Origin of the sequence: Veillonella sp. oral taxon 780 str. F0422 (assembly GCF_000221605.1) — a bacterium.
Taxonomy (GTDB): domain Bacteria; phylum Bacillota; class Negativicutes; order Veillonellales; family Veillonellaceae; genus F0422.
The window spans coordinates 30,353-55,025 of record NZ_AFUJ01000005.1; the positions used below are offsets into that span (position 1 = coordinate 30,353).

Genomic DNA, 24,673 nt, shown 5'->3' on the forward strand with positions numbered 1-24,673 from the left:
AATGGAGACAACAATTAATGAATATACAACGTATCTTACTGAGTGCGCTATTAGGAGCAACGTTAGTAGTGACGGCTGCTTGTGGTACTGACGCAGCTCAGCAAGCAAAATCTGAAGTAGGGAAAGAAGTGAAAGTAGAAACAAAAATGCCTAGCTTTGATGCGACACCAATTGCTGATGAATATGCAACGATTCATACGAATAAAGGCGATATCAAAGTACGTCTATATGGCAGTAAGGCTCCTATTACTGTGAAAAACTTTAAAAGTTTAATTGAGCAAGGATATTACAATAATCTAACCTTTCACCGTGTTATCGATGGATTCATGATCCAAGGTGGAGATAATAAAAAAGGTGGTCCTGGATATACAATTCCTGATGAAGTAAGCAATGATTTACACTTTAATAAAATGGGGATCTTGGCGATGGCTAATGCAGGCCCTAATACAGGGAATGCTCAGTTCTTTATTACAGTGGCACCAACCCCATGGCTAGATAACAAACACACTATCTTTGGAGTGGTTGTACAGGGTATGGATGTGGTAGAAGCGATCAGTCGTGTGCCGAGAGATAAACGGGATACTCCAAAAGAACCAGTGGTGATTCAGTCTGTTGATTTAGCACCAATTCCAGCTGGTGAATAAGATGGAAGAAAAATTTTACACCTATATGGTACGCTGTGCAGATGGCTCTCTATATACGGGATGGACTACGGATTTAGAAAAACGTATACGAGCTCATAATGGTGAAATTAAAGGGGGCGCCAAGTATACACGAAGTCGAAGACCAGTCACTTTAGTATGGAGTACAGCTTTCAGTAGAAAGCAAGATGCTCAATCCATGGAACAGCAAGTAAAGCGCATGGAACGGGCCCAAAAAGATGCCCTCATTGCGGCAAATTGTGATATAATGAAATGATACAGATAGTGCGTGAATACGAGAGGAGGAATGCTAATGAAACGAGTCATTGTGTCCGTGAAAAGTACGCAACGTGATGCGGATGGAGAAGATACGGTGGTGGAATTAGTATCCTCTGGTAAGTATTATGAAACAGCCTTGGCGAAACATATCATTTATGATGAAAGTGAAGTCACTGGTTTGGGGAATACAAAAACAACCATTAAAGCCTATAAGGATTCGGTGGTACTCCTAAGAACTGGTGAATTTTCTATGCGCCATGAATATCAATTAGGAAAAACTAATATTGCTAGCTTAGAAACCCCATATGGGGCGGTAGAACTAGCTATGTTAACCCATGAATTAGACATAGATTTGAAAGATGGCAAGGGCCATATTTGTTTAGGATATGATATCTCTGTTGGTGGTGAATGGCAATTTTACAACCAATTGTATGTAGAGATTCGGGAGGATGTACATTATGGACATGAAAGAAGTTTTGAAAGCAGCCATTAAGGATGCTTTGCAGATAGCTCTAGAACAAGGAGAATTACCAGAAGGTGCCTATCCAGAAGCACATTTGGAAGTGCCACCGCAGAAAGAATTTGGCGATTTTTCTACGAATATTGCTATGCAATCTGCACGGATAGCGAAATTCAACCCACGTGCTATTGCGGAAACGATCATTTCCCATATGAATTATGATTGGTTAACGCGCGCAGAAGTAGCAGGTGCGGGATTTATTAATTTCTTCCTAGCCTCTGATGTGATTTACGATACTTTAAAAAATATATTAACAGCTGGTGAAACATACGGTAATGCACCACTTCGTGAAGAAGATACTGTGCAAATCGAGTATGTTAGTGCAAACCCAACTGGTTTGTTACATGTAGGCCATGGTCGTGGTGCTGCCTATGGTAGTGCCTTGGTAAATTTAATGCGTGCAGCTGGATATAATGTGTTTGCTGAATATTACATTAATGATGCAGGTAAGCAAATCGATAACTTAGCGGCCTCTGTGAATGCTCGTTATTTAGAACTATTAGATATGAAACATGAGTTCCCTGAGTCTGGCTATCGTGGTCAAGATGTCATCGATACAGCGCAGGAATTGATTAACTGGAGAGGCGATTTCTTTGCAGTACTTCCAGAAGAAGAGCGTGTTCCATTCTTTAAAGAATTTGCTTTAACAGAAAAATTAAATGGATTACGCAAAACATTACGTAATTTCCGCGTAGGGTTTGATCGTTGGTTTAGCGAACGTAGTTTGCATAAAAGCGGTGAGATTCGCACATTGGTGAATCAGTTATTAGAATCTGGCGGAATGTATGAAAAAGATGGGGCTTACTGGTTGGCATCTATGCAATATGGAGATGACAAAGACCGTGTAGTTATCCGTGACAATGGAGAGCCAACATACTTAGCCGCAGATATTGCGTACCACAAAGATAAATACGAACGTGGTTACAAACAATTAATTAACATTTGGGGTGCTGACCATCATGGTTATATTGCTCGTGTAAAAGCAGCGATGGAAGCGCTTGGGTTCAATCCAGATAAGTTAGAAGTTCTGTTATTACAAATGGTATTTTTATACCGTGATGGGGAACTTGTAAAAATGTCCAAACGTACTGGTGAAACCATAACTTTGGATGAATTGATTGAAGACGTAGGAGTGGATGCAGCAAGATACTTCTTCTTGATGCGCTCCTTAGATAGTCAATTGGACTTCGATATCAACTTGGCATCCTCTAAATCTAACGACAATCCAGTGTACTATATCCAGTATGCACATGCTCGTATTCATAGTATTTTTGGGCAAGTAAAAGAAGCAGGTATTGCCTATGGTGACTGGGCAAATACATCTTTCACAGCATTGCAAAGTGAACAAGAAGTGGAATTGATTAAAAAATTAGCGGCTTATCCAGAAGAAGTTCAACTATCTGCTAATAATAAAGCGCCACATCGTATCGCTAAATACTTGTACGATGTAGCAAGTCTATTCCATTCCTTCTATAAACAAGGTCGTATCATGGGCGTTGAACCAGAATTGCAACAAGCTCGATTAGGCTTGATTACGGCAACAGCACATGTATTACAACATGGTCTTGGTATCTTAGGTATTTCTGCTCCTGAAAAAATGTAATCAGAAGCGCATAATTTATTAGGGAGGCATCATGTCAACAAAGTATATTTTCGTAACAGGTGGCGTCGTATCATCATTAGGTAAAGGCATTACTGCAGCATCCTTGGGACGTTTGTTGAAAAACCGTGGATATAAGGTGACAATTCAAAAATTTGATCCATATATTAATATTGACCCAGGTACAATGAGTCCCTATCAACATGGTGAAGTGTTCGTCACTGACGACGGTGCAGAAACTGACCTAGATTTAGGCCACTATGAACGTTTCATCGACATTAACTTAGGTAAAACATCCAATATTACAGCTGGTAAAGTGTATTGGTCTGTGATCAATAAAGAACGTAAAGGTGAATATCTTGGCTCTACTGTGCAAGTTATCCCTCACATTACGAATGAAATCAAAAATGCTGTGTTCCGTGTAGGTAAAGAAGACAATGCTGATGTGGTAATTACAGAAATCGGCGGTACTGTAGGTGATATTGAAAGCTTACCGTTCTTGGAAGCTATCCGCCAAGTGAAAAAAGAAGTGAACCGTGATGATGTGTTATATATCCACGTAACATTGGTACCATATATTAGTGCAGCTGGTGAGTTGAAAACAAAACCAACACAACATAGCGTAAAAGAACTTCGTGGCATCGGTATTCAACCAGATATCATTGTATGCCGTACGGAAAAAGAAATTTCCCGTGAAATGAAAGATAAATTGGCATTATTCTGTGACGTGGATCCAGATGCTATCGTGGAAAACCGCACTTGCAGCACAATCTATGAAGTGCCTTTGATGATGCAAGATGAAGGATTAGACAGCATTGTTGTACGCAAATTGAACCTAGAAGATCGTCCTGCAGATATGACAGAATGGAAAGAAATGGTTCATAAAATCTTACATCCTAAACAAGAAATTACCATCGCTCTTGTTGGTAAATACGTAGCATTACATGATGCGTATATTTCTGTAGCAGAAGCGTTGGGTCATGCAGGTATCGTAGAAGATACAAAAGTGAACATTAAATGGGTTGATTCTGAAGCGGTAGAAGCTGAAGGTACTGATTTAGCCGAAGTATATAAAGATGTAGATGGTATCTTAGTACCAGGCGGTTTTGGTTGCCGTGGTGTAGAAGGTAAAATTTCGACCATCCAATATGCTCGTGAGCACAAAGTGCCGTTCCTTGGCATTTGCTTGGGCATGCAAACATCTGTGATGGAATTTGCTCGTTCCGTTTTAGATATGAAAGGCGCTACTTCCACAGAATTTGATGAAAGTTGCCAGTTCCCTGTCATCGACTTAATGGATGACCAAGTAGATGTAGATGAAAAAGGCGGTACAATGCGTCTTGGCGTATATCCATGTAAAACAGTACCTGGTACAAAAGTACATGAAGCATACGGCGAAGACTTGATTTACGAGCGCCATCGTCATCGTTGGGAATTCAACAATGCCTATCGTCAACAATTGACAGATGCAGGCTTGATTATCTCTGGTACATCCCCTGATAATCGTCTAGTAGAATGCGTTGAAGTAGCTGATCATCCTTGGTTCGTAGGCGTACAATTCCACCCAGAATTGAAATCTCGTCCAAACAATGCACATCCATTGTTCAAAGGATTTGTGAAAGCGGCCATTGAGAATAAAAAATAAGACATAGTGAGTATGTAACATAGAAAGGACTGTAACAGAATACAATAGATTCTGGGTGCAGTCCTTTTGTACTATATAATAGATTTTATTCGTATTGTGTATATATCTAAATAAAAAACACATTAGTCTATTGACAAGCGACTGGAAATACTATAGAATAGTCTTCAGTTACATAAAGCAAATGCGATGAACAGGTATAAAGATATAGTTAGTTGCTTTCAGAGAGCTACTGGTTGGTGCGAAGTAGTAGAACGGTTATATTGAAACTCCCCTGTGAGCAGCGATGGTGAAATCAAGTAGTCATCGACGGTAGTTCCGTTATAACTGTGAGAACCAACTAGGGTGGGACCGTGTTATTGAAATGATAATGCCCCTTGATGTGCGCTGCACATTGAGGGGCTTTTTTTATCATAGGTTGATTAGTGTTTCTTACATTTTACGATGAGATCTGTATAAGGTATACAGTACAAGTAGACTCTATTAGAATGTTCTGATAGTTGTAAGCATAGCTTACTAGCAGTAGAATATGCGGTTGGTTGTGAACAAATCGCTACACAAGATAGAGAAAAATCTGTGATGTAGTATTACTAGAACTATAGTATGTAAGATGTAAAAACCTCTATGAAACCAATACGCTACATATAACGCCCCTAGGGATGCATAGTCATCTCTGGGGGTGTTTTTTATTTTTAGAAAGAGGAACAATCATGGATAACAGAATTTATTTTTTTGATACTACACTACGCGATGGGGAACAAACACCAGGTGTGTCCCTTCAAACACCAGAAAAAGTAGAAATTGCACAAGCTCTTGTACGCCTTGGATTAGATGTCATCGAAGCGGGGTTCCCAGCAGCATCGGAAGGTGACTTTGAAGCAGTATCTACGATTGCGAGAGAGGTACGTGGATGTACGATCGCAGCCCTTGCTCGATCCAACGAAAATGACGTGACAAGAGCAGCAGAGGCGCTAGCTAGTGCAGAGCGCAGTCGTCTTCATGTGTTTATTGCTACAAGCGATATTCACCTAGAATACAAATTAAAGAAAACTCGTGAAGAAGTACTAGCGATAGTAAAACATATCCTTGAGTTTGCGAAAGGTAAATTTGATGAAATCGAGTTCTCCGCAGAAGATGCATCTCGTACAGATTTAGAGTATTTATGCCGTGTCTTTGAAGTGGCTATCGAAGGTGGAGCTTCTATCTTGAATGTGCCAGATACAGTAGGGTATATGACTCCAGAAGAGTTTGGAAATCGTATTCGCTACATTAAAGAGCATACGAAAGGTATCGAAAAAGCAATCATCAGTGTACATTGTCACAATGACTTAGGTCTTGCGAATGCCAATACGTTGGCAGCTATCGAAGCTGGGGCTCGTCAAGTAGAATGTACTATGAATGGCTTAGGAGAACGAGCTGGTAATGTGGCTATCGAAGAAGTAGTAATGGCCGTTAAAACACGTCATGACCACTATCCATTTGATGTACACATCAACACACCACTATTTACACGTACTAGCAAATTGGTGAGCAAACTTTGCGGAGTTGCCGTATCTCCTAATAAAGCTATCGTCGGAGCGAATGCCTTCGCTCATGAGTCTGGTATTCATCAACATGGTATGTTGAATAATCCAACTACCTATGAAATCATGACACCAGCTAGTGTAGGAGCGGAAAAAACGTCCATCGTATTAGGTAAACATTCTGGTCGTCATGCCTTTGAAGATCATCTAGTGAATTTAGGCTTTCAGTTAGAAGAAGAACGAGTGAATGAGCTATTTGTGCAGTTTAAAGCCTTAGCAGATAAGAAAAAACAAGTTTACGATGAAGATATCTACGCTTTGGTGATGGATACTATGCATCACGAACAAGCATTCCACGTGGTACAACATGATTACCATTCCGATCAAAATGGATACGTTCTTGCTAGCATTCGTGTGTTAACTCCGAATGGGGAACGTATGGACGCCGCTGTTGGTGATGGTCCAGTAGATGCTTCTTTCAGAGCTATCGAACGGTTAGTGAACACACCATTTGTATTGGAAGATTTCCAAATCCGTTCCGTAACAGTGGGTAAGGATGCCCTTGGTGAGGCGGTTGTGAAAGTCAACTATAATGGCCGCAGATTCCAAGGCCGTGGGGTGAGCACAGATATCGTAAAATCTAGTGTAAACGCCTATATCAACGCAGTGAATGCTATTTATTTAGCAAAAGAATTAGAACAAGAGTTTGGAAACCAGGAGGGTTAATGTCATGGGTATGACCATAACAGAAAAAAATATGGCTCGTCACGCAGGGCTAGCAGAAGTAAAAGCAGGTCAAATGATTGAGTGTCAATTAGATTTCATCTTGATGAACGATATTACATTTCCGCCAGCGAAAAAAGAGTTTGAAAAAATCGGTAAGCCTGTATTCGATGCAGACCGCATCTATTTAGTACCAGACCATTTTACACCGAATAAAGATATTAAATCCGCTACACAAGCCAAAGTGATGCGTGATTTTGTACGACAACATAAGATTACGCACTATTTTGAAGTAGGGCGTATGGGTATCGAGCACGTATTATTACCAGAACAAGGTTTGATTGGACCAGGGGAAATGATCATCGGCGCCGACTCTCACACTTGTACGTACGGTGCATTGAATGCGTTTGCTACCGGCGTTGGTTCTACAGATGCTGGGGTTGCTATGGCAGAAGGTAAAACTTGGTTCAAAGTGCCAGAAACGATCAAAGTCGTGTTAGAAGGGAAACCTGCCAAATGGATTTCCGGTAAAGATATTGTGTTGGACTTAATCGGTAAAATCGGTGTGGATGGAGCTCGTTATAAAGCTCTAGAGTTCCATGGTTCTGGTGTGCAGTACATGACGATGGCAGACCGTTTGACCATCTGTAACATGGCCATCGAAGCAGGCGGTAAATGTGGTGTATTTCCATACGATGCAGTGACAGAGGAGTATATCCAAGGTCGCATCACACGTCCTATCGAACCGATTGCAGCAGACGAAGATGCAGATTATTGCCAAGTAGTGACCATCCAATTAGATGAATTAACACCAGTGGTGGCGTACCCACATCTTCCTTCCAATACACATTACATGAAAGACATTGTGAAAGAAGACCGTATTCAAATCGACCAAGTCATCATCGGTTCTTGTACGAATGGACGCTTTGAAGATTTAGAAATGTGCGCAGAAATTTTTAAAGATCGCAAGGTGGCGGACTTCGTGCGTTGCATTGTCATCCCAGGGTCCCAAGATGTATATAACCAAGCTGTAAAAGCAGGATTAATGGATATCTTCATCGAAGCAGGCTGTGCTGTAAGTACGCCAACATGTGGTCCTTGCTTAGGTGGTTACATGGGTATCATGGCAGAGGGAGAACGTACCGTGTCTACCACAAACCGTAACTTCCGTGGTCGTATGGGACACGTGGACAGTGAAGTATATTTGGCAAGTCCCTATGTGGCGGCAGCAAGTGCAGTAGCAGGGTATTTAGCAAGCCCTGAGGAGGTATAATATGGCAGACTTTCAAGGAACAATTTGGCGCTACGGCGACAATGTAGATACAGACGTAATCATCCCAGCACGCTATTTGGCAATCGCGGATATGGCGGAATTAGCAGAACATGCTATGGAAGACATTGATACGACTTTTGCACCGAATGTGAAAGCTGGTGAAATTATGGTGGCTGGTAAAAACTTTGGTTGTGGTTCCTCTCGTGAACATGCGCCAGCAGTGATTAAAGAAAAAGGTATTTCTTGCATCGTAGCAGATAGCTTTGCTCGTATCTTTTTCCGCAATGCTATCAACATCGGTTTACCAGTAATCGAAATTGGTGATGCAGTAGACCGCATTCAAGAAGGTCACGAAATCGCTGTGGAAATGGCCACAGGTGTTGTCCATAATGTGACAACTGGTGAAAGCTATCAAGGAACGGCACTACCACAATTTGTGCAAAATATTGCCAAAGCAGGTGGACTGGTGAATTTTGCAAAAACAAGACAGGAGTAATATGATGAGTGAAAAACAAATTGTCCTAATTGCTGGTGACGGCATTGGGGAAGAGATAACAAATTCGGCACGCGCTGTGGTGGATGCAGCCTTTGCCAAAGCTGGTGTAACAGCAAACTGGATTGAGAAAAAAGCAGGTGGTGCGGCCATCGATGCCTTCGGTGAACCATTGCCACAAGATACCATCGATGCATGCCAAGCAGCAGATGCTGTATTATTAGGCGCTGTAGGCGGCCCTAAATGGGATGATGTAGATCCGTCCATCCGCCCAGAAAAAGCCATCCTTGGTTTACGCAAAGCATTGGGCTTGTTCTGTAACTTGCGCCCAGTGAAAATCTATCCAGCATTGCGTGAATTTTCTCCGTTGAAACCAGAATTGGTAGAAAGCGTTGACTTTGTCATCGTTCGTGAATTAACAGGCGGCATCTATTTTGGGGAACGGGAAGAAGCACAAGGGGAAGGCCCAACAGAGTTTGCTTGGGACAAAGAGACCTATGCTCGTTATGAAGTAGAACGCATCATGGATGTAGCTGTGGAAACAGCTCGTAAACGATCTGGCAAAGTGGTGAGCGTAGATAAAGCTAATGTATTGGCGTCTTCTCGTTTATGGAGAAAAATTGCGAAAGAAAAAGCAGAAGCGAATCCAGATATCAATATGGATTACTACTATGTAGATAACACAGCTATGCAATTGGTAACAAACCCAGGTCAATTTGATGTCCTAGTGACAACGAACTTATTTGGAGATATCTTGAGCGATGAAGGGGCTGTTATCTCTGGATCTCTTGGTTTATTGCCATCTGCTTCCATTGGTACAGGCACTTCTTTGTATGAACCAATCCATGGATCGGCACCAGATATTGCAGGACAAGGGATTGCCAATCCATTAGGCACTATTTTGTCTGCTGCTATGATGTGTCGTTACTCCTTGGACTTGCCAGAAGTAGCAGATTCCATCGAACAAGCAGTGACAGCTGTTCTTGATGCAGGCTATCGTACAGGGGATATGTACCGTGAAGGATTTACAAAAGTAAATACACAAGGCATGACTGACGCTGTCATAGCGCACTTAGGATAAGCTTTATCTTGAGGAGATAGCCTTTATATAGCAAATGAAAGAATGCCATACACTCCTCCACAAATTTACGTTTCACTGAGATTTGCTCCGGAGTATATGGCATTCTTTTTCGTTTGTGAAATTTAGATCTCCGCCTATATATAAGCATCGACCCTAGCCTAAGTGCGCTATGGTGGGGCTCTAGGGGAAAATACAGTAAGGTAAACAAGAAAAGCCGAGATATAGCTCGGCTGATACTGCAAATTAGTATATCCATGGTGGGGCGCACCATACTTATGGGCTGCTTTTGCGGATATACTAACCATATTCTAGTATAGGTGCATCTATATACAAACTATACTTTGTATTTAAGTTTTAACATAGATTTTGTATAATATAGTACATATATTATACAAAATCCATGTAGTAATAGGAGGGTTTCCCATGGCAGATGAAAGAGTTACAGATTTAGACTTTGCACACTCTGTGCTAGGCTATACAGGTGTACCTGGGGCCTATGCCTATGAAGTGTTACAGAATGTACTTTCAAAATATATAGAAAAGGGCGGCTCCGTGGAAGGACAACGGATTGAGCGTTGTCAAAGTCATCGAGAGCTCGTACAGGCTGTTCACGAAGGGCGCATCGATTATGCTATATTGCCTATTGAAAACTCCATCGTTGGGGAAGTGCGAGATAGTACGGATTTGATCAAAGATAAGAATATCCACATCGTAGGAGAAGTGCGACATCGTATTAGCCATAGTTTGCTGGGGATACCGGGGGCTAGCCTTGACACGATTCAAGAAGTGTACTCCCACGAGCAAGCACTCATGCAGTGTTCGCAATTTTTGGCGACACACAGTTCGTGGCAACTAGGTCCTATGAACAATACCGCTATGAGTGCGAAATATGTAAGCGATACCCAGGATATAACGAAAGCGTGTATTGCCAATGCATCCGCTAAAGAACTATATGGACTCACATTATTGGCGCCAGACATTGCGAACTTTAAGGAAAACTTTACACGATTCTTCATTATTACCCACAAGGATGTAGTGATTCATGATGCACATAAGTTAAGTATCATTGTACAAACACCGAATACGCCAGGGGCACTAGTAAAAGTGTTACGAGTCTTCGAAAATCATCAGCTGAACATGGTGAATATCAAGTCACGACCATGTATGCACACGCCGTGGGAGTACTTTTTCTACATTGATATAGAAGGGGAAGGCCGTGAAGCAGAAGTACAACAAGCTTTAACAGAAGTGCGAGAACTGTCCAATTACTTGCAAGTGTTAGGACATTATAAAATCTATGATGTACTGTGAGGGTTCAATCAGAACTTTGCTGCTATAGAATGCTAATATAGAGACATAATGTTTTGGGATTTCTAGATGTTGTAATGATAGATAGTATAAGAGGAGTAATTTAAAAGTTTGATGAAGTTTGGATTTACCCCCTTGCCCACAGAAATAGAGGTATGATACTATATTCCTATGAATCATATAGAAATATGTAGATATACTATGTAGATATACTATATAGATGTATTGTGCAGACATATTATACTAATGTACTATGCAAATCTAGTATAGGCGATCGCCAATTTCTATATGAGTATCAAGAATGTGAAATTTGAGTAAGGAGACATAGTATGAAACGAAGCATTATTTCTTTTTTAGTAGGCGTAATCGTGACAGGTTGTGCAATGGGGTGGTTTTGGTATCACGATCGTGAACAGTATACACGTGCTATTCCAGCTGTAAAAGGGTCAGTCCAAGTAGCGCCAGTGGTGAATGGGACACCAGCAGGAACGACAAATAATGCTATACAACAAACTGGAGCTGTAGCGCCACAAGCAACGCAGCAACAAGTACAAATTACGCAAGAAAAAGCGATGGAAATCTTTAAAATAGCATACCCTGACTATCGAATTGAAAAAGTTAAGTTCGATACAGATCATGGTCGTGCTCATTATGAAATCGATGGGGAAACCTTAACACGGGAAGTAGAAATTAAAATCGACGCTGTTACTGGGGAGATCTTCCAAGTTAAAGAAGGGCATTAATAGTTTTTATTTTAAATACGATAGTCTCACTTTATATGCAAGCACATAACTTTACATAGTGATGAATTATAATATGGGACTATATCATAATTGCAACACATCTATCGTAATAAAGAATGATTATGGTTTGTAAATTCCCTTGTAGTATCATTAGGCGTATGTTATTATATAAGCATATCGAAGGATATAGATATAGATTAAGTAATGGAATAAGATATATAAGTTATACAAGGAGAATACAATGAAACGATTTATTATGGCAATATTAGTGGCAATTATCAGTACATCTAGCGTGATGGGTGCCGTTTGGTCCCAAGACCGCGTACAACATACAGGATCAACATCGACTATGAAAGCATCTGCACAAGCGGCGCAAAGTGATACAGTAGTACCGAAACGTACAGGCAATACAGAGTTCAAACAAACAACGACTGTAGTACCTGTACAAGCGAACCAACCGGTGTACCGCGCACAAGATAACACTGTGGTACCGAAACGAGTGGGCAATACATTGCAAGCGACTACTGTTGTGCCAGTACAAATTGCAGAATAATACCTAGTGATGGATTCCTATGATATAGAACATATTGGATACCACTATAGAATACCTAACCTAAGTTTTGGGTTAGGTATTTTTTTGCTTCTATGGATAGAGTTTTAATAGCTAAGTAGTATTATGTATAGGATACTTGGTACCTGTATTGGTAGTCATCATAGTATGGGTAATGAATACGAGGTATCATAAACTAAATCCATAGAATATTCGCAAAAATTAGGATACTTTGCTATAATTAAATTGATCACATTGAATATAAGAAATGTTATGACCTTATAGATTAGATTGTTCTATGCAGAAAATATAAGAGAGGAATTATAAATGAAGTTAAACCAAAACACATCGATTACAAAAGAAGAAACAGAGGTAATCGAACACTTAAAAAATTCCTATAATGAATTAGTGTATCCATCTAAATCTTTTGGGGTTACCTCCATTAATAGTTTAGAAGCAAAGGCAAAATTGTGGGGGTTAAATCCAGTTCCAGCTAAAGAGGCTCGCGTGTTAGAACTAGGTTGTTCTATGGGTGGGAATATCATTGGGCAGGCTGTGTATCACCAAGGGGCTACTTTTGTAGGGGTTGATCTTAGCGAATCTCAAATTGAAATTGGTAACGAAATCATCAACGCTATGGATCTAAAAAATGTAAAATTAGTAGAACAAGATATTCTAAAAATTGACAAAGACTTTGGAACCTTTGATTATATTATCGTTCATGGGATTTGGTCTTGGGTGCCAGATGTGGTAAAAGATAAAATTTTAGAAATCTGTAATGTAAACTTGTCCGAACGTGGAGTAGCCTACATTTCTTATAACGTATACCCAGGTTGGCATCGATTGAATCAAGTTCGTGAAATGATGATGTTTGCCACACAAAATGATCAAGGTATGGATTTATTAGAACGTACAGAAAAAGGAATTTCCTTTGTACATCATATGAATGAGCTTATTAAAGAGTCTAAAGATCTTGTTCCTACCTTGGAGTGGAAAACAAATAGCTTTGATTCGGCATTGGATCACAAAACCTATTATATTGCTCATGAATATTTAGAACCTATCAATGATCCGGTATATGTGAGTGATTTCATTAAGAGAGCTAAAAACTATAACATGGTATATGTAGCAGATACAGATTTCCAATTGTCGGCGATTACTTGGATGAAACAAGAACGTAGGAAATTAATTAATACTATGTCAGGTGGAGATTGGAATACAAAGGAACAAATTCTAGATTTTTATTATGACACACAATTCCGTCGTTCCCTATTATGCCATGAGTCGCAAGCTCATTTACTACGTCATAATGAAGAGTTTTTAATTGAAACTATAGATTCTTTGTATTTTGGTATGGTTAATAAAGGTAAAGAGTTGAAGGATACTGACAATGCTATAGAGCAAGCCATTGTAAATCAATGCCGAAAAGGAGAATTCTTTGATGTCGCAGATTGTAAAGCAGAACTGGAACGATTGCAGAATGGTGTAGAATACAATGAAATAGAATTATACAGTATGCTCATTCGTTTCTTGTTATGTGGATTCATTGTACCTGTGACGGAGAAAAAAGAAATTACTACATTCCAAGAAGGTATGTCCACAGTGCCAAAAGAGATGGCTAATTATGTACAAACTGTTGTGGATAGAGGCGGTGATAAGTTCATTAATATCTCCGACTTATACAACGACAGCATCACTGGATTTAACTCTGGACATGTGCTGATGATGAAAGAGTTAGAAACACCAAAAACATTAGAAGAACTCTATGTACTGGCAGATGAAAAGTTAAAAGTAAATGAAACAGAATCATCTGGAAAAGTGGTAGAAATAGCTGGTCGTACCGTTGTAGATGGTGTTTTAGATGATTTGGGCCGTCTTGGATTCCTGTGTAATAAGTAGATGGATGTATGTCTGCTTAGATGGTAGATGTAGCTTTTCCTATTAAAAAGAGCTGTACTAGCATGTCTATGTGACATGTAAGTACAGCTCTTTTGTTGTGCTAGAGAATATACAAAGGACAGGACATTCATAATGATGTGTATACAACGGGGGGAATCGCGTAGCGATCCCCCCCTTGTGTATGGTGTTATTGTAATTTTTCTAATAAGGTTAATAAGAATTTAGATACTGTATCTACTGCTGGCAAGTGTAACCGTTCTTTTGGAGTATGAGCGCCTAAGATAGTAGGACCAAAGCTAATCATTTGTGTATTCGGCAATTGTGCTTTTAATAAGCCACATTCAAGGCCTGCATGCACGGCTGTTACATGAGGTTCTACACCGATTACCTCTTTGTATAGAGCAATCGCTTGTTCTTCTAAACGGCTACCACGTTCGTATTCCCAAGCTGGGTAACGACCTTGCTCGGAAGCCGTGAAGCCATGTGCTTTTGCCAATGTCATGATGCGGTCACGTAGGTAAGCTAGTTGACTCATAGTCAAGCTACGTACGGAGATAAGAATATCTAATTGTGTGTCATTATCTTCGACGATAGCGATATTGTTACTGGTATCTACTAAGCCCTCTAACTTTTTACTCATACCAAATACACCATGAGGTGCTAAGTATAAGAATTGCAAGAAGGTGTGTGCTTGTGCATCGCTATAGATCGTAGCAGGTGTGTCACAAGGAGTGACTTTCACTTGTAGATTTGGATCTTGTGGAGATAATTCGTGACGAATGATCTCAGCGTTGCCTTGAATATGAGCTTGTAATGCATCTGCATCAGAAGGTTGGCAAAGAATAGTTGCCTCTGCAAAGCGAGGAATCGCATTATGTTTAGAACCACCTGTAAAATGGCTTAAAGAAATAGGGGATTCTTGTTGTGCTTCCACTAATAAGCGAGCTAGGATTGTCACAGCATTACCAAGTTGTTCACCAATTTCAATGCCGGAGTGACCACCATGAAGTCCATCTACGGAGACTTTCAAAGCAGTTAATCCAGCTGGTGTTGGTACAGCGTTCGTTGGTAAGGTAAGGTCCAAACGACAGCCCCCAGCACAGGCTACAATAAATTCATGTTCTTGTTCTGTATCGATATTGAGCAAATATTGTCCGTGTAGGCGGTCACCTTTCACAGCCATAGCACCATTCATACCTGTTTCTTCATTAGTAGTAAATAGGCATTCTAAAGGTCCATGCGGGATAGTTGGATCATCTAGCACGGCCAGTGCCATCGCCACAGCGATGCCATTATCGGCACCTAGAGTAGTTTCGTTGGCGTGTAACCATTCATCTTCTTCAATCAGCTCGATCGGGTCCTTGAAAAAATCGTGAGTGGATGTGTCAGATTTTTCTGCCACCATATCGATATGACCTTGTAAAATGATGGATGGATGATTTTCATAGCCAGCAGTTGCATTAGCGCGAATGATGACATTTAATTCTTCGTCTTGTTCTGCTTTCAAACCTCTATCTTTGGCAAATTGCATTAGAAAATCGCTAATACCCTGCTCATTGCCAGATTCACGAGGGATTTGACTGATTTCACGGAACCAGTGTAATACATTAGTTGTATAGTTAGTATGTGTCATAATAAACCCTTTCTTAGGATGGATGAAATATTCAATAAAATAACTATACTCTATTAGCCGTAAGGGGTCAATATAAGAATAAACGATTCTTTTATGATGAAAGTCTATGTCAATGGTATGCCAAGGAATGCTATAATAAGAATAGTGATTTCAAAGGAGGTTATCACATGAAGGATACAAAGATTATGATTATAGGCACAGGAGGTACCATTGCAGGTACAGGAAATGGGTCTAGTGCATTAACGGAATATAGAGCGGGATCGATTGGTATAGATGATTTGATGCAGGCTGTGCCTGCCTTGAATGAGTATGGTCCTTTTGAAAGTGTGCAATTCTCTAATATAGATAGTTCTGAAATGAGCCCTTATCGTTGGGTACGGTTAGCATTACTTGTGAATGAAGTGGCTGAGCGAGATGATATAGGTGGTATTGTTATTACCCACGGCACAGATACGATGGAGGAAACTGCGTATTTCTTGCAATTGACAGTACATACGAAGAAACCGGTTGTGATGACTGGTTCCATGCGTCCTGCAACAGCACTTAGTGCTGATGGTCCGGTGAATTTGCTGCAAGCAGTGCAAGTGGCGCGCAGTGAAAGTGCTATTCACCAAGGTGTTCTTGTGGTGATGAATGGATACATTGATAGCGGTAGAGAGGTAGCAAAGTTACATACCACCGATGTGGCTACCTTTGGAAATGCCCAATTAGGTCATATGGGGTGCATACAAAATGGAAAGGCTTATTTTTACTATACTCCATGTCGTAAGCATACAAGTGACAGCGAATTTATTTTGCGTGAAGAAGTGGAATTGCCACAAGTGGGAATTGTGAATCTCTATGGAGGTATGGATACAGAAATACTAACTATGGTAGCAAGTCGCTCACAAGGGTTAATTGTGGGTGGTTTTGGGCATGGCACATTGCCACAGGCTGTACGAGATACGCTCAAAAAAATTACCATTCCCAAAGTACGATCATCTCGCATTGGAAATGGTATTGTGTCCAGTAATTCATCAGATGTAAAAGAAGGCTTTATCGTTAGCGATTCCTTGTCACCTGTGAAAGCTAGAATACTTTTAATGTTGGCGTTACAACAAGAACGAAGTCGAGAAGATTTAGAGAACTTATTTGCACTCTATTAAATCTTCTCTTGTTGTGCTATGCAGATTACGGCGATTTAGGTTAATAGAATGGTAGCAAAAAAGCTCGTATATTTATAGATCCAAGGTAGCTGTGTTTTCTAATGCTTTTTCTATAGCACTTCGCACGGCTTTAGCTAAGGTGTCACCAAATTGGGAGAAGGTTCCTGTATCTGTCAGGAGCTCTCCATTTGGATCGATGGTCATGATGACGCCATCTGTGGATGTACCAGTGGCAGGCTGATTAGATAGAACGCTAGTGATTCCTATAGATTGAAGTGCCACCGTTTTGGCTTCGGTAATTGTGAGAAGTGATTTTGTGAGAGCCCCATCGGTGAGGGCGCAATTGGTAAATACTAATAAGTTGATGGTGCCTCCAGTATGGAAGGCGCCATCTTTTTCGTAGTACGTATAGCCATCTCCTGCTCGATGCGCTGTTTTTTCAACACCAGCGGTGGCAATGATTTCTACGATGATAGTTCCTTCTTGGTAACATACATAGGCATGTCGATTCATAGAGGCAGTGGTTAGTAAAGCGGTACAGAAATGGATGGGTAAGTCTAATTGAACGCACTCTTTTGCTAAATAGTCAGAGGTAGAACCACCAGGTAATTCACTTTCATTATTGACGAAAAAAGTTAATTGCTGATTGCGTACTGCCATGACATGGTGCAGGCCACCGTTGAAAGGGCTCGTGCTGATGGCATAATAGGGCATATTATAGGTCACGGTAATGGCTGAACTATGGATGTCCACGTAGCCACCACTACGTAGTGTAGTAGGAACCTTGTATTGATTGTAATTGGGCATATATCCTCCTAGTAAGTAACATGTTATTTTATATAGTTATAGTACCATAAAAAGAACTAGGATAGTATAATAGATTATATAATCATTGAGGAGGAGTCTATTATGGAAGAGAGTCATTTTTTTGCGCTATTGCAGCGTATGAAATATATTCAGCGCTGGAGCTTAATGCGCAATACAGAAGTAGAAAACTTACAAGGTCATAGTTTGGAAACAGCTATGATTGCGCACCAGTTAGGTGTGTTACGGAATACCTATTTTGATGGGGCTGTGGATGTGAACCGATTAGCGGTATTGGCTATGTATCACGATGTGAGTGAAGTTTTTACAGGAGATATGCCGACACCGGTAAAATATTTTAATCCTAAGTTGCGTGCCCTCTATGGGGAAGTAGAACAGTTGGCAAATGAAACTTTGTGGCACACATTACCAGAAGAGGTTCAACCGTGCTATGAGGAAGCTTTATTAGGTATCTCTGATGAATATGCAGTCTTAATAAAAGCAGCAGATACGATGTCAGCATTTATGAAATGCGTCACAGAAAAAGCTGCTGGTAATGATGAATTTAATGCAGCCTATGACAGTATTTATAAACGTTTGCAGGATATGAATTTACCAGAGGTGAATTTATTTTTGAAAGTTTATGTTCCGAGCTTGACGAAGTCTTTAGATGAAATGAATGTGTCTTTTGCAAAGTAAGAGTGTACTTATTACTTTTCATGTATGCAAAGGACATGTTACCTATATGAGTACAACTATAGAGGCTTTAAAGGTGTCTAAAAAGAACCCTGGGATTGTTATTAAGGGGAACCTGTACTATCTCTAGAAAATATAGAGGGTTTATAGTTTGTCATATTGACGTCATTACATACTTTCACGTATACTAATATTATATAGATAATGACTAAGAAGAGGAAAAATCTTTTGAACGCATCACAGAGAGCATTGGGTTGGTGGAACAATGCATGTAATAGAAAGAGGGTAGCCTCGGAGTTGGCATGGTGAACTAGAGTAAGTGTGCCCGCTGATCAGCGTTAACGATAATGAGTGATTGCTACGGCAATAATCTAGGTGGTACCGCGGAAGTATAGACCCTTTCGTCCTATAGGACGAGGGGGTCTTTTTGTATATACTAAAGAATATCTATCATTTTTGCGACTTTACAAGTTTACCATAGAAATATGCTAATTGAAGTGTAGGAATGTAAAGATATATTTGAACTAGGAGGACATATGAAGGAATATAAAAATCTCACAACTTACAATCCAAAAGAGATTGAGCAACAATGGTATACATATTGGGAAGAGAAAGGGTACTTTCATGAGGAAGTGGACACAAATAAAGAGCCTTTCAGCATTGTGTTACCGCCACCAAATGTAACAGGTCAATTGCACATGGGTCATGCCCTTGATAACACCTTGCAAGATATTTTGATTCGTACGAAACGTATGCAAGGCTACAACGTGTTGTGGATGCCTGGTACAGACCATGCAGGGATTGCAACGCAAGTAAAAGTAGAAGAAAATATCATGAAAACAGAGGGAAAATCTCGTCATGATTTAGGTCGTGAAGAGTTCTTGAAACGTGTATGGGAGTGGAAACAAGAGTACGGTAGCACCATCGTAAAACAAATCCGTAGTTTAGGTGCTTCTTGTGACTGGACGAGAGAGCGTTTTACCTTGGATGAAGGTTACCATGAAGCAGTATTAAAAGTATTCGTAGAGTTATACGAAAAAGGTTTAATCTATCGTGGAGAACGCATCACTAACTGGTGCCCTAATTGTTTGACAGCTTTATCCGATATCGAAGTAGAACACGAAGATGAAAATGGTCATTTATGGCATATTAAATATCCTGTGATCGGGGAAGAAGATGTATTTTTAACAGTAGCTACCACACGCCCTGAAACGATGTTTGGTGACGTAGCCGTAGCGGTGAACCCTAACGACGAGCGCTATGCCCATTTAGTAGGCAAAGAATTATTGCTTCCATTCGTGAATCGGCATATCCCAATCATTGCTGATGAATACGTAGATCAATCTTTCGGTACTGGTTGCGTAAAAATCACTCCAGCTCATGACCCTAATGACTTTGAAATGGGACAACGCCATAACTTAGAAAGTATCGTGGTGATGAACCCAGATGGCACCATGAATGCAGGAGCAGGTCACTTTGTGAACATGCCTCGTGAATTAGCGCGTAAACAAGTAGTAGCAGAACTTGAGGCGCAAGGTTTATTAGAAAAAGTGGAAGAACATGGGCATAGTGTAGGTCATTGTTCTCGTTGTAACACGACAGTAGAACCTATGGTGTCGAAACAGTGGTTCGTATCTATGGAGCCATTGGCAAAACCTGCCTTAGAAGTGGTACGTGATAAATCTATTGAATTTGTACCAGAACGTTTTACTAAAACATATACCAACTGGTTAGAGTCTATTCGTGATTGGTGTATTTCTCGTCAATTGTGGTGGGGACATCGTATCCCAGCGTGGTACTGTCAAGATTGTGGGGAAACGATTGTAACGACAGAAACATTGACAGAATGTCCACATTGCCATGGCAAAGTAGAACAAGATCCAGACGTACTAGATACATGGTTCAGCTCCGCTTTATGGCCATTTGCCACAATGGGTTGGCCTGACAATACAGAGGAAGTGAAACATTGGTATCCAACTAGCGTCATGGTAACAGGGTATGACATTATCTTCTTCTGGGTAGCTCGTATGATTTTTATGGGCTTAGAATTTAAAGAAGAAATTCCTTTCAAACACGTATTCATTCATGGCCTAGTACGTGATAGCCAAGGTCGCAAAATGAGTAAATCCTTGGGCAATGGTATCAATCCATTAGAAGTGATCGAAGAATACGGTGCCGATGCGTTGCGCTTTACCTTGGTAACAGGCAATACACCGGGGAACGATATGCGTTTTTACATGGAACGTGTGGAAGCAAACCGTAATTTCGCTAATAAAATTTGGAATGCATCCAAATTTGTGTTGATGAACTTAGAGGGCTTTGATGAAAGTTTTGTACCAAGCGCAGAAGACTACACATTGGCAGATAAATGGATTCTAGAAGAATACAATAAAACAGTCACAAACATTACGAATAACCTTGATAAATTTGAATTAGGGGAAGCAGCGAGCGCTGTATACGATTTCATTTGGAATACGTACTGCGACTGGTACATTGAATTAGCGAAACCTCGTTTGTACAACAAAGAAGGTGGCCGTGACCGTCAAACAGCTCAATACCTATTGGTATCCATTCTTCGTCATATGATGGAATTATTGCACCCATTCATGCCATTCGTAACAGAACATATTTGGCAACACTTGCCACATGAAGGGGAGAGCATCATGGTTGCTCCATGGCCAAGTACATTATCCATGGAAGGTTTCGGCTCTGCAGCGGCACATATGAATGTGATGATGGACGGCATTAAAGGTATCCGTAACATGCGTGCAGAAATGAATGTACCAATGGGCAAACGTTCTGAAGTTATCTTAGTGCCTGCTACAGAAGAATTGAAAGGTATCTTAGAAACCCATGGTGATTACTTCCATACCTTAGGTTGGGCAGAAAAAGTAACAGTACTTTCACCAGATGCGCCAAAACCAGAAAATGCTACAGTAACTGTGGTGAACGGCTTAGAAGTGTACTTGTTGTTGAAAGATTTAATTGACGCAGATAAAGAAAAAGAACGTATCGCCAAAGAACAAGCCACAGTATTGAAAGAAATCGCTCGTTTAGAAGGTAAATTGAACAACCAAGGATTCTTAGCGAAAGCCCCTGAAGCGGTAGTAGCGAAAGAAAAAGAAAAATTGGAAGAATACAAACAAAAACAACAAGCCTTGAACGAACGTGAAGAGTTCTTAAAAACATTAGCATAAGGAGATCCATCATGAATTATACGGAAGCGATTGCCTACCTAGAAGAGGTAGCCTCCTTTGGGATTCATCCAGGATTAGAACGGATTACAGCGCTATTAGAAGAGCTAGGAAATCCACAACATACATATAAAACGATCCATGTCACAGGAACGAATGGGAAAGGATCTGTATCTACCTATATTACCTATGGCTTGTATATGAGCGGACTTCGAGTGGGGACATTTACGTCCCCGCATCTGCAATCCTATACGGAGCGCATGCGTGTGAACACAGCCTGTATTACAGAAGAGGCCTTTGCTGATTTGATTGAACGTGTAAGCCATGCTGTGAAAACCATCATGGATCGCGGTGTGGAAGCACCCACACAATTTGAAATCTTAACAGCAGCGGCATTCCTATTCTTCCAAGAACAAGGTGTGGACTATGCCGTTATCGAAGTAGGCTTAGGTGGATTACTAGACTCTACGAATGTCATCACTCCAGAAGTGGCAGTAATTACAAATGTGACCATTGACCATCAAGCGTACTGTGGAGATACCGTAGAGGAGATTGCCCGCCATAAAGCAGGTATCATCAAACAAGGAGTACCTCTTGTAACAGCAGCTCAAGGGAGCGCTCTTGATGTGATCAAGGAAACGGCTCGTTCTCTAGGCGTGACCTACCATGTGTTCAATGAGGACTTTACCATCGATAGTCGCAGTGCGATGGCGATGGGACAAATGATTACTGTAAAAGATAAAGAAGGACATAAAGACATGCTCTTTACTTCTATGCATGGTATCCATCAAGCCCTGAATTTAGCATGTGCAGCAAGAGCATTGCAAATTTTGAAAGACAAAGAACAAGCAGTGAGCGAAGAAACGTACCGTGAAGGCTTAGCTCGTGCTACTTGGCCAGGACGGTTTGAAACCTTCAAAGTCCATGGCAGGACAATCATTTTAGATGGGGCTCATAATGCGAGCGGAGCAGAAGCCTTTTCTATGACTTTCAATGAACTGTATCCAGAAAAAGCGAAAACTGTGGTTTTATCAATTTTGGAAGATAAAGATGTATCCACTATGGTTAGTTATTTAGTGGGACAAAAAGACCGTGTTATTACGGTACCAGCACCAACACCACGAGGCATTGCACCGCAACAGTTGGCCAAACAAATGCCCGTCCAAGCAGATCCTATGGAGACAATCCAAGAGGGCTTAGACCATGCTATGAAAATAACTAAGGAAGGCGATATCATCGCTGTGGTGGGATCCTTATACATTCTTGGGGACGTGCAACAATGGATCGCCCAAGAAATGGGGCACTAATGGATGCCCTACGTAGACTATCTGTGGACCAATGGATAGTCTACCTCCTCTATGGAGCCACCGTGTGCATTCCTTTATTACCCATAGGTGGCAATATTCTTGTCCTTGTGGCGGGGATACTAGCATTGCTATTTGATAGGCAACGATTTTCTAGGGGCTTACATTGGCTACAATGGGCAGTTCTGGGGTTTATTCTTTGGACGGGATTTTCTATCGTTAATTCCATAAATATACAATGGTCGGCTATGAGCTGGTTCTACCATATAGGTATGTATGGCAGTATCTATTGGTTGATGACATATTATATAGATAATGAATTACGGCAGAAAGCGTTTTTGTCCTTATTTTGTATTACTGGAGTTCTCGTGTGCTTAGGTGCGGGATATCAGTATTTTTATATGACTCCGGAACATATTCATGAATGGGTGGATAATGTTCATTTTCCAGGACTCATGCGGCGCATGTATGGGACGTTACAGAACCCTAATTTATTGGGTGAGTATTTATTGTTTGTCCTATCCGTTGGTGGATTAGGAACGATACAGGTATTGAAAGCTAAAGATTGGAAACGCTTTGCTTACATGGCATTAGCAGTCATATGTATGCTACTATGTCTTGTTCTTACTTATTCGAGAGGCATGTGGCTTAGTTTGGCTATTGTTGTATTTGTGGCAGGTATTTGTGTAGAGCGAAGATTATTATATGCCCTTCTAGTAGTGCCGTTGGTGTTATTCTTTTACCATGGGGAAGTATCCAGTCGATTGTGGTCGCTCTTTAGTGGGCAAGATACATCAGTCATGCTCCGGTGGGCATTATGGGATAGCACTATGTACATGATAGAAGATTTTCCTATCTTTGGTATTGGTTGGGATGCATTTTGGATGACCTATCCAGACTATAATTATTTTATCCAAGATCCAACGGTCATAATCTATCATGCCCATAATTTGTATTTGCAAGTGGCTGCAGAAACGGGCCCGATTTCCTTGTGCTTGTTGTTAGCAATTTTATTAGGGCATAGTAGAAATATGCAAAAACAAAAGCACCTTGCCATTCCATATCGCTATAGTATGACCTTGATTACCGTAGTTGTTTTGGTAAGCGGTCTCTTTGATCATGCTTTATATAGCCAGCAAGTAAGTATGGTCTTGTGGCAACTATTAGGCTTTTCTATGAGTGTCATACGAAATAAAAATAATATAAAACTTAAAAAGTATAGAGAAGGTCTTATGACAATCTCTATACTTTTTATATGTGGTAATCATTGTGTTTAGATTGTATATTGTCTATAACAATATTTGCATACATCAATTGTTATAGAAGAGTATGAATATTGAATTAAGAAATATGAAAAATGATACTGTTGTTTTGAAGTTAAAGGAATCATCAATTATATAGCTTTGAGTGGACTAACACAGTAAAGTAAAAAACTATAACTTGGGAAATAACAAAAAAGAATAAAAGCAAATAACTGTTAGTTATGAATAATATAACACGTAGAAATGCATAAACATAAATAGAGTGTATGCATAAGAGTTGAAATATCGAAAAAAGTTGTACTACACCAACATTTATAGATATAGGTAGATAAAGGGTATAACAAAAAGTTATACTCGCAT

20 protein-coding genes and 2 other annotated features are annotated in these 24,673 nt (G+C 40.4%); of the genes, 18 read left to right on the forward strand and 2 right to left on the reverse strand.

The window, feature by feature from the left end:
- Positions 1 to 17: 17 nt before the first annotated feature.
- The 13 genes from HMPREF9200_RS00460 to HMPREF9200_RS00520 all read left to right on the forward strand — a co-directional run bounded on the left by HMPREF9200_RS00460 (position 18) and on the right by HMPREF9200_RS00520 (position 14,275).
- On the forward strand, positions 18 to 644 hold the full coding sequence (locus HMPREF9200_RS00460) for a peptidylprolyl isomerase (RefSeq protein ID WP_009352896.1): 627 nt from the start codon (positions 18 to 20) through the stop codon (positions 642 to 644).
- 1 nt (position 645) lies between these two features.
- The gene (locus HMPREF9200_RS00465; RefSeq protein ID WP_009352827.1) at positions 646 to 918 is read left to right on the forward strand and encodes a GIY-YIG nuclease family protein; all 273 of its coding nucleotides are present in this window, start codon (positions 646 to 648) and stop codon (positions 916 to 918) included.
- A 36-nt stretch (positions 919 to 954) separates the two neighbouring features.
- Positions 955 to 1,413: a DUF1934 domain-containing protein gene (locus tag HMPREF9200_RS00470; protein WP_038144345.1), complete on the forward strand. Its 459-nt coding sequence runs from the start codon at positions 955 to 957 to the stop codon at positions 1,411 to 1,413.
- Positions 1,379 to 3,043 carry an arginine--tRNA ligase gene (gene argS, locus HMPREF9200_RS00475; RefSeq protein ID WP_038144346.1) on the forward strand — a complete coding sequence of 555 codons (1,665 nt, stop codon included), beginning with the start codon at positions 1,379 to 1,381 and terminating at the stop codon, positions 3,041 to 3,043. Before HMPREF9200_RS00470 ends, argS begins: the two co-directional genes overlap by 35 nt.
- 31 nt (positions 3,044 to 3,074) lie before the next feature.
- Positions 3,075 to 4,685, forward strand: coding sequence for a CTP synthase (locus HMPREF9200_RS00480; RefSeq protein WP_009352983.1), 1,611 nt, complete (start codon positions 3,075 to 3,077; stop codon positions 4,683 to 4,685).
- 177 nt (positions 4,686 to 4,862) lie between these two features.
- Positions 4,863 to 5,063 (forward strand) — a binding site (T-box leader).
- Between the two features lie 329 nt (positions 5,064 to 5,392).
- Positions 5,393 to 6,931: a 2-isopropylmalate synthase gene (locus HMPREF9200_RS00485; RefSeq protein ID WP_009352936.1), complete on the forward strand. Its 1,539-nt coding sequence runs from the start codon at positions 5,393 to 5,395 to the stop codon at positions 6,929 to 6,931.
- Positions 6,932 to 6,935: 4 nt separating this feature from the next.
- Complete coding sequence (leuC, locus tag HMPREF9200_RS00490) at positions 6,936 to 8,201, forward strand: 3-isopropylmalate dehydratase large subunit (protein WP_009352973.1); 1,266 nt, start codon at positions 6,936 to 6,938, stop codon at positions 8,199 to 8,201.
- A gap of 1 nt (position 8,202) precedes the next feature.
- Positions 8,203 to 8,697, forward strand: coding sequence for a 3-isopropylmalate dehydratase small subunit (locus tag HMPREF9200_RS00495; protein ID WP_009352818.1), 495 nt, complete (start codon positions 8,203 to 8,205; stop codon positions 8,695 to 8,697).
- A 4-nt stretch (positions 8,698 to 8,701) separates the two neighbouring features.
- The gene (leuB, locus tag HMPREF9200_RS00500) at positions 8,702 to 9,775 is read left to right on the forward strand and encodes a 3-isopropylmalate dehydrogenase (RefSeq protein ID WP_009352939.1); all 1,074 of its coding nucleotides are present in this window, start codon (positions 8,702 to 8,704) and stop codon (positions 9,773 to 9,775) included.
- Positions 9,776 to 10,198: 423 nt separating this feature from the next.
- Positions 10,199 to 11,086 (forward strand): prephenate dehydratase, encoded by an 888-nt coding sequence (gene pheA, locus HMPREF9200_RS00505; RefSeq protein WP_009352823.1) that lies wholly within the window; start codon positions 10,199 to 10,201, stop codon positions 11,084 to 11,086.
- Between the two features lie 326 nt (positions 11,087 to 11,412).
- Positions 11,413 to 11,826, forward strand: a complete 414-nt coding sequence (locus tag HMPREF9200_RS00510; protein WP_009352844.1) for a PepSY domain-containing protein — start codon at positions 11,413 to 11,415, stop codon at positions 11,824 to 11,826.
- Positions 11,827 to 12,067: 241 nt separating this feature from the next.
- Positions 12,068 to 12,379, forward strand: a complete 312-nt coding sequence (locus HMPREF9200_RS00515; protein ID WP_009352875.1) for a hypothetical protein — start codon at positions 12,068 to 12,070, stop codon at positions 12,377 to 12,379.
- Positions 12,380 to 12,703: 324 nt separating this feature from the next.
- Positions 12,704 to 14,275 carry a methyltransferase regulatory domain-containing protein gene (locus HMPREF9200_RS00520; protein ID WP_009352841.1) on the forward strand — a complete coding sequence of 524 codons (1,572 nt, stop codon included), beginning with the start codon at positions 12,704 to 12,706 and terminating at the stop codon, positions 14,273 to 14,275.
- Between the two features lie 187 nt (positions 14,276 to 14,462).
- On the opposite strand, the gene HMPREF9200_RS00525 is transcribed toward HMPREF9200_RS00520, so the two are convergent.
- Positions 14,463 to 15,908, reverse strand: coding sequence for an aminoacyl-histidine dipeptidase (locus HMPREF9200_RS00525; RefSeq protein ID WP_009352858.1), 1,446 nt, complete (start codon positions 15,906 to 15,908; stop codon positions 14,463 to 14,465).
- Positions 15,909 to 16,075: 167 nt separating this feature from the next.
- On the opposite strand from HMPREF9200_RS00525, the gene HMPREF9200_RS00530 reads away from it, so the two are divergent.
- Positions 16,076 to 17,053, forward strand: coding sequence for an asparaginase (locus HMPREF9200_RS00530; RefSeq protein ID WP_009352864.1), 978 nt, complete (start codon positions 16,076 to 16,078; stop codon positions 17,051 to 17,053).
- A 72-nt stretch (positions 17,054 to 17,125) separates the two neighbouring features.
- Here HMPREF9200_RS00530 and HMPREF9200_RS00535 read toward each other — a convergent pair whose 3' ends face one another.
- Positions 17,126 to 17,860: an adenosylcobinamide amidohydrolase gene (locus tag HMPREF9200_RS00535; RefSeq protein WP_009352970.1), complete on the reverse strand. Its 735-nt coding sequence runs from the start codon at positions 17,858 to 17,860 to the stop codon at positions 17,126 to 17,128.
- Between the two features lie 102 nt (positions 17,861 to 17,962).
- Here HMPREF9200_RS00535 and yfbR point away from each other — a divergent pair, with 102 nt between their 5' ends.
- The 4 genes from yfbR (at position 17,963) to HMPREF9200_RS00555 (ending at position 24,328) form a co-directional block, all read left to right on the forward strand.
- A complete protein-coding gene (yfbR, locus tag HMPREF9200_RS00540) occupies positions 17,963 to 18,556 on the forward strand; it encodes a 5'-deoxynucleotidase (protein WP_009352894.1) in 594 nt (197 codons plus the stop codon).
- Positions 18,557 to 18,754: 198 nt separating this feature from the next.
- Positions 18,755 to 18,965: a binding site (T-box leader), on the forward strand.
- A 124-nt stretch (positions 18,966 to 19,089) separates the two neighbouring features.
- A complete protein-coding gene (locus HMPREF9200_RS00545; protein WP_009352961.1) occupies positions 19,090 to 21,750 on the forward strand; it encodes a valine--tRNA ligase in 2,661 nt (886 codons plus the stop codon).
- 11 nt (positions 21,751 to 21,761) lie between these two features.
- On the forward strand, positions 21,762 to 23,054 hold the full coding sequence (locus HMPREF9200_RS00550) for a folylpolyglutamate synthase/dihydrofolate synthase family protein (protein WP_009352842.1): 1,293 nt from the start codon (positions 21,762 to 21,764) through the stop codon (positions 23,052 to 23,054).
- Positions 23,027 to 24,328: an O-antigen ligase gene (locus HMPREF9200_RS00555; protein ID WP_083818383.1), complete on the forward strand. Its 1,302-nt coding sequence runs from the start codon at positions 23,027 to 23,029 to the stop codon at positions 24,326 to 24,328. Before HMPREF9200_RS00550 ends, HMPREF9200_RS00555 begins: the two co-directional genes overlap by 28 nt.
- Positions 24,329 to 24,673 lie beyond the last annotated feature (345 nt).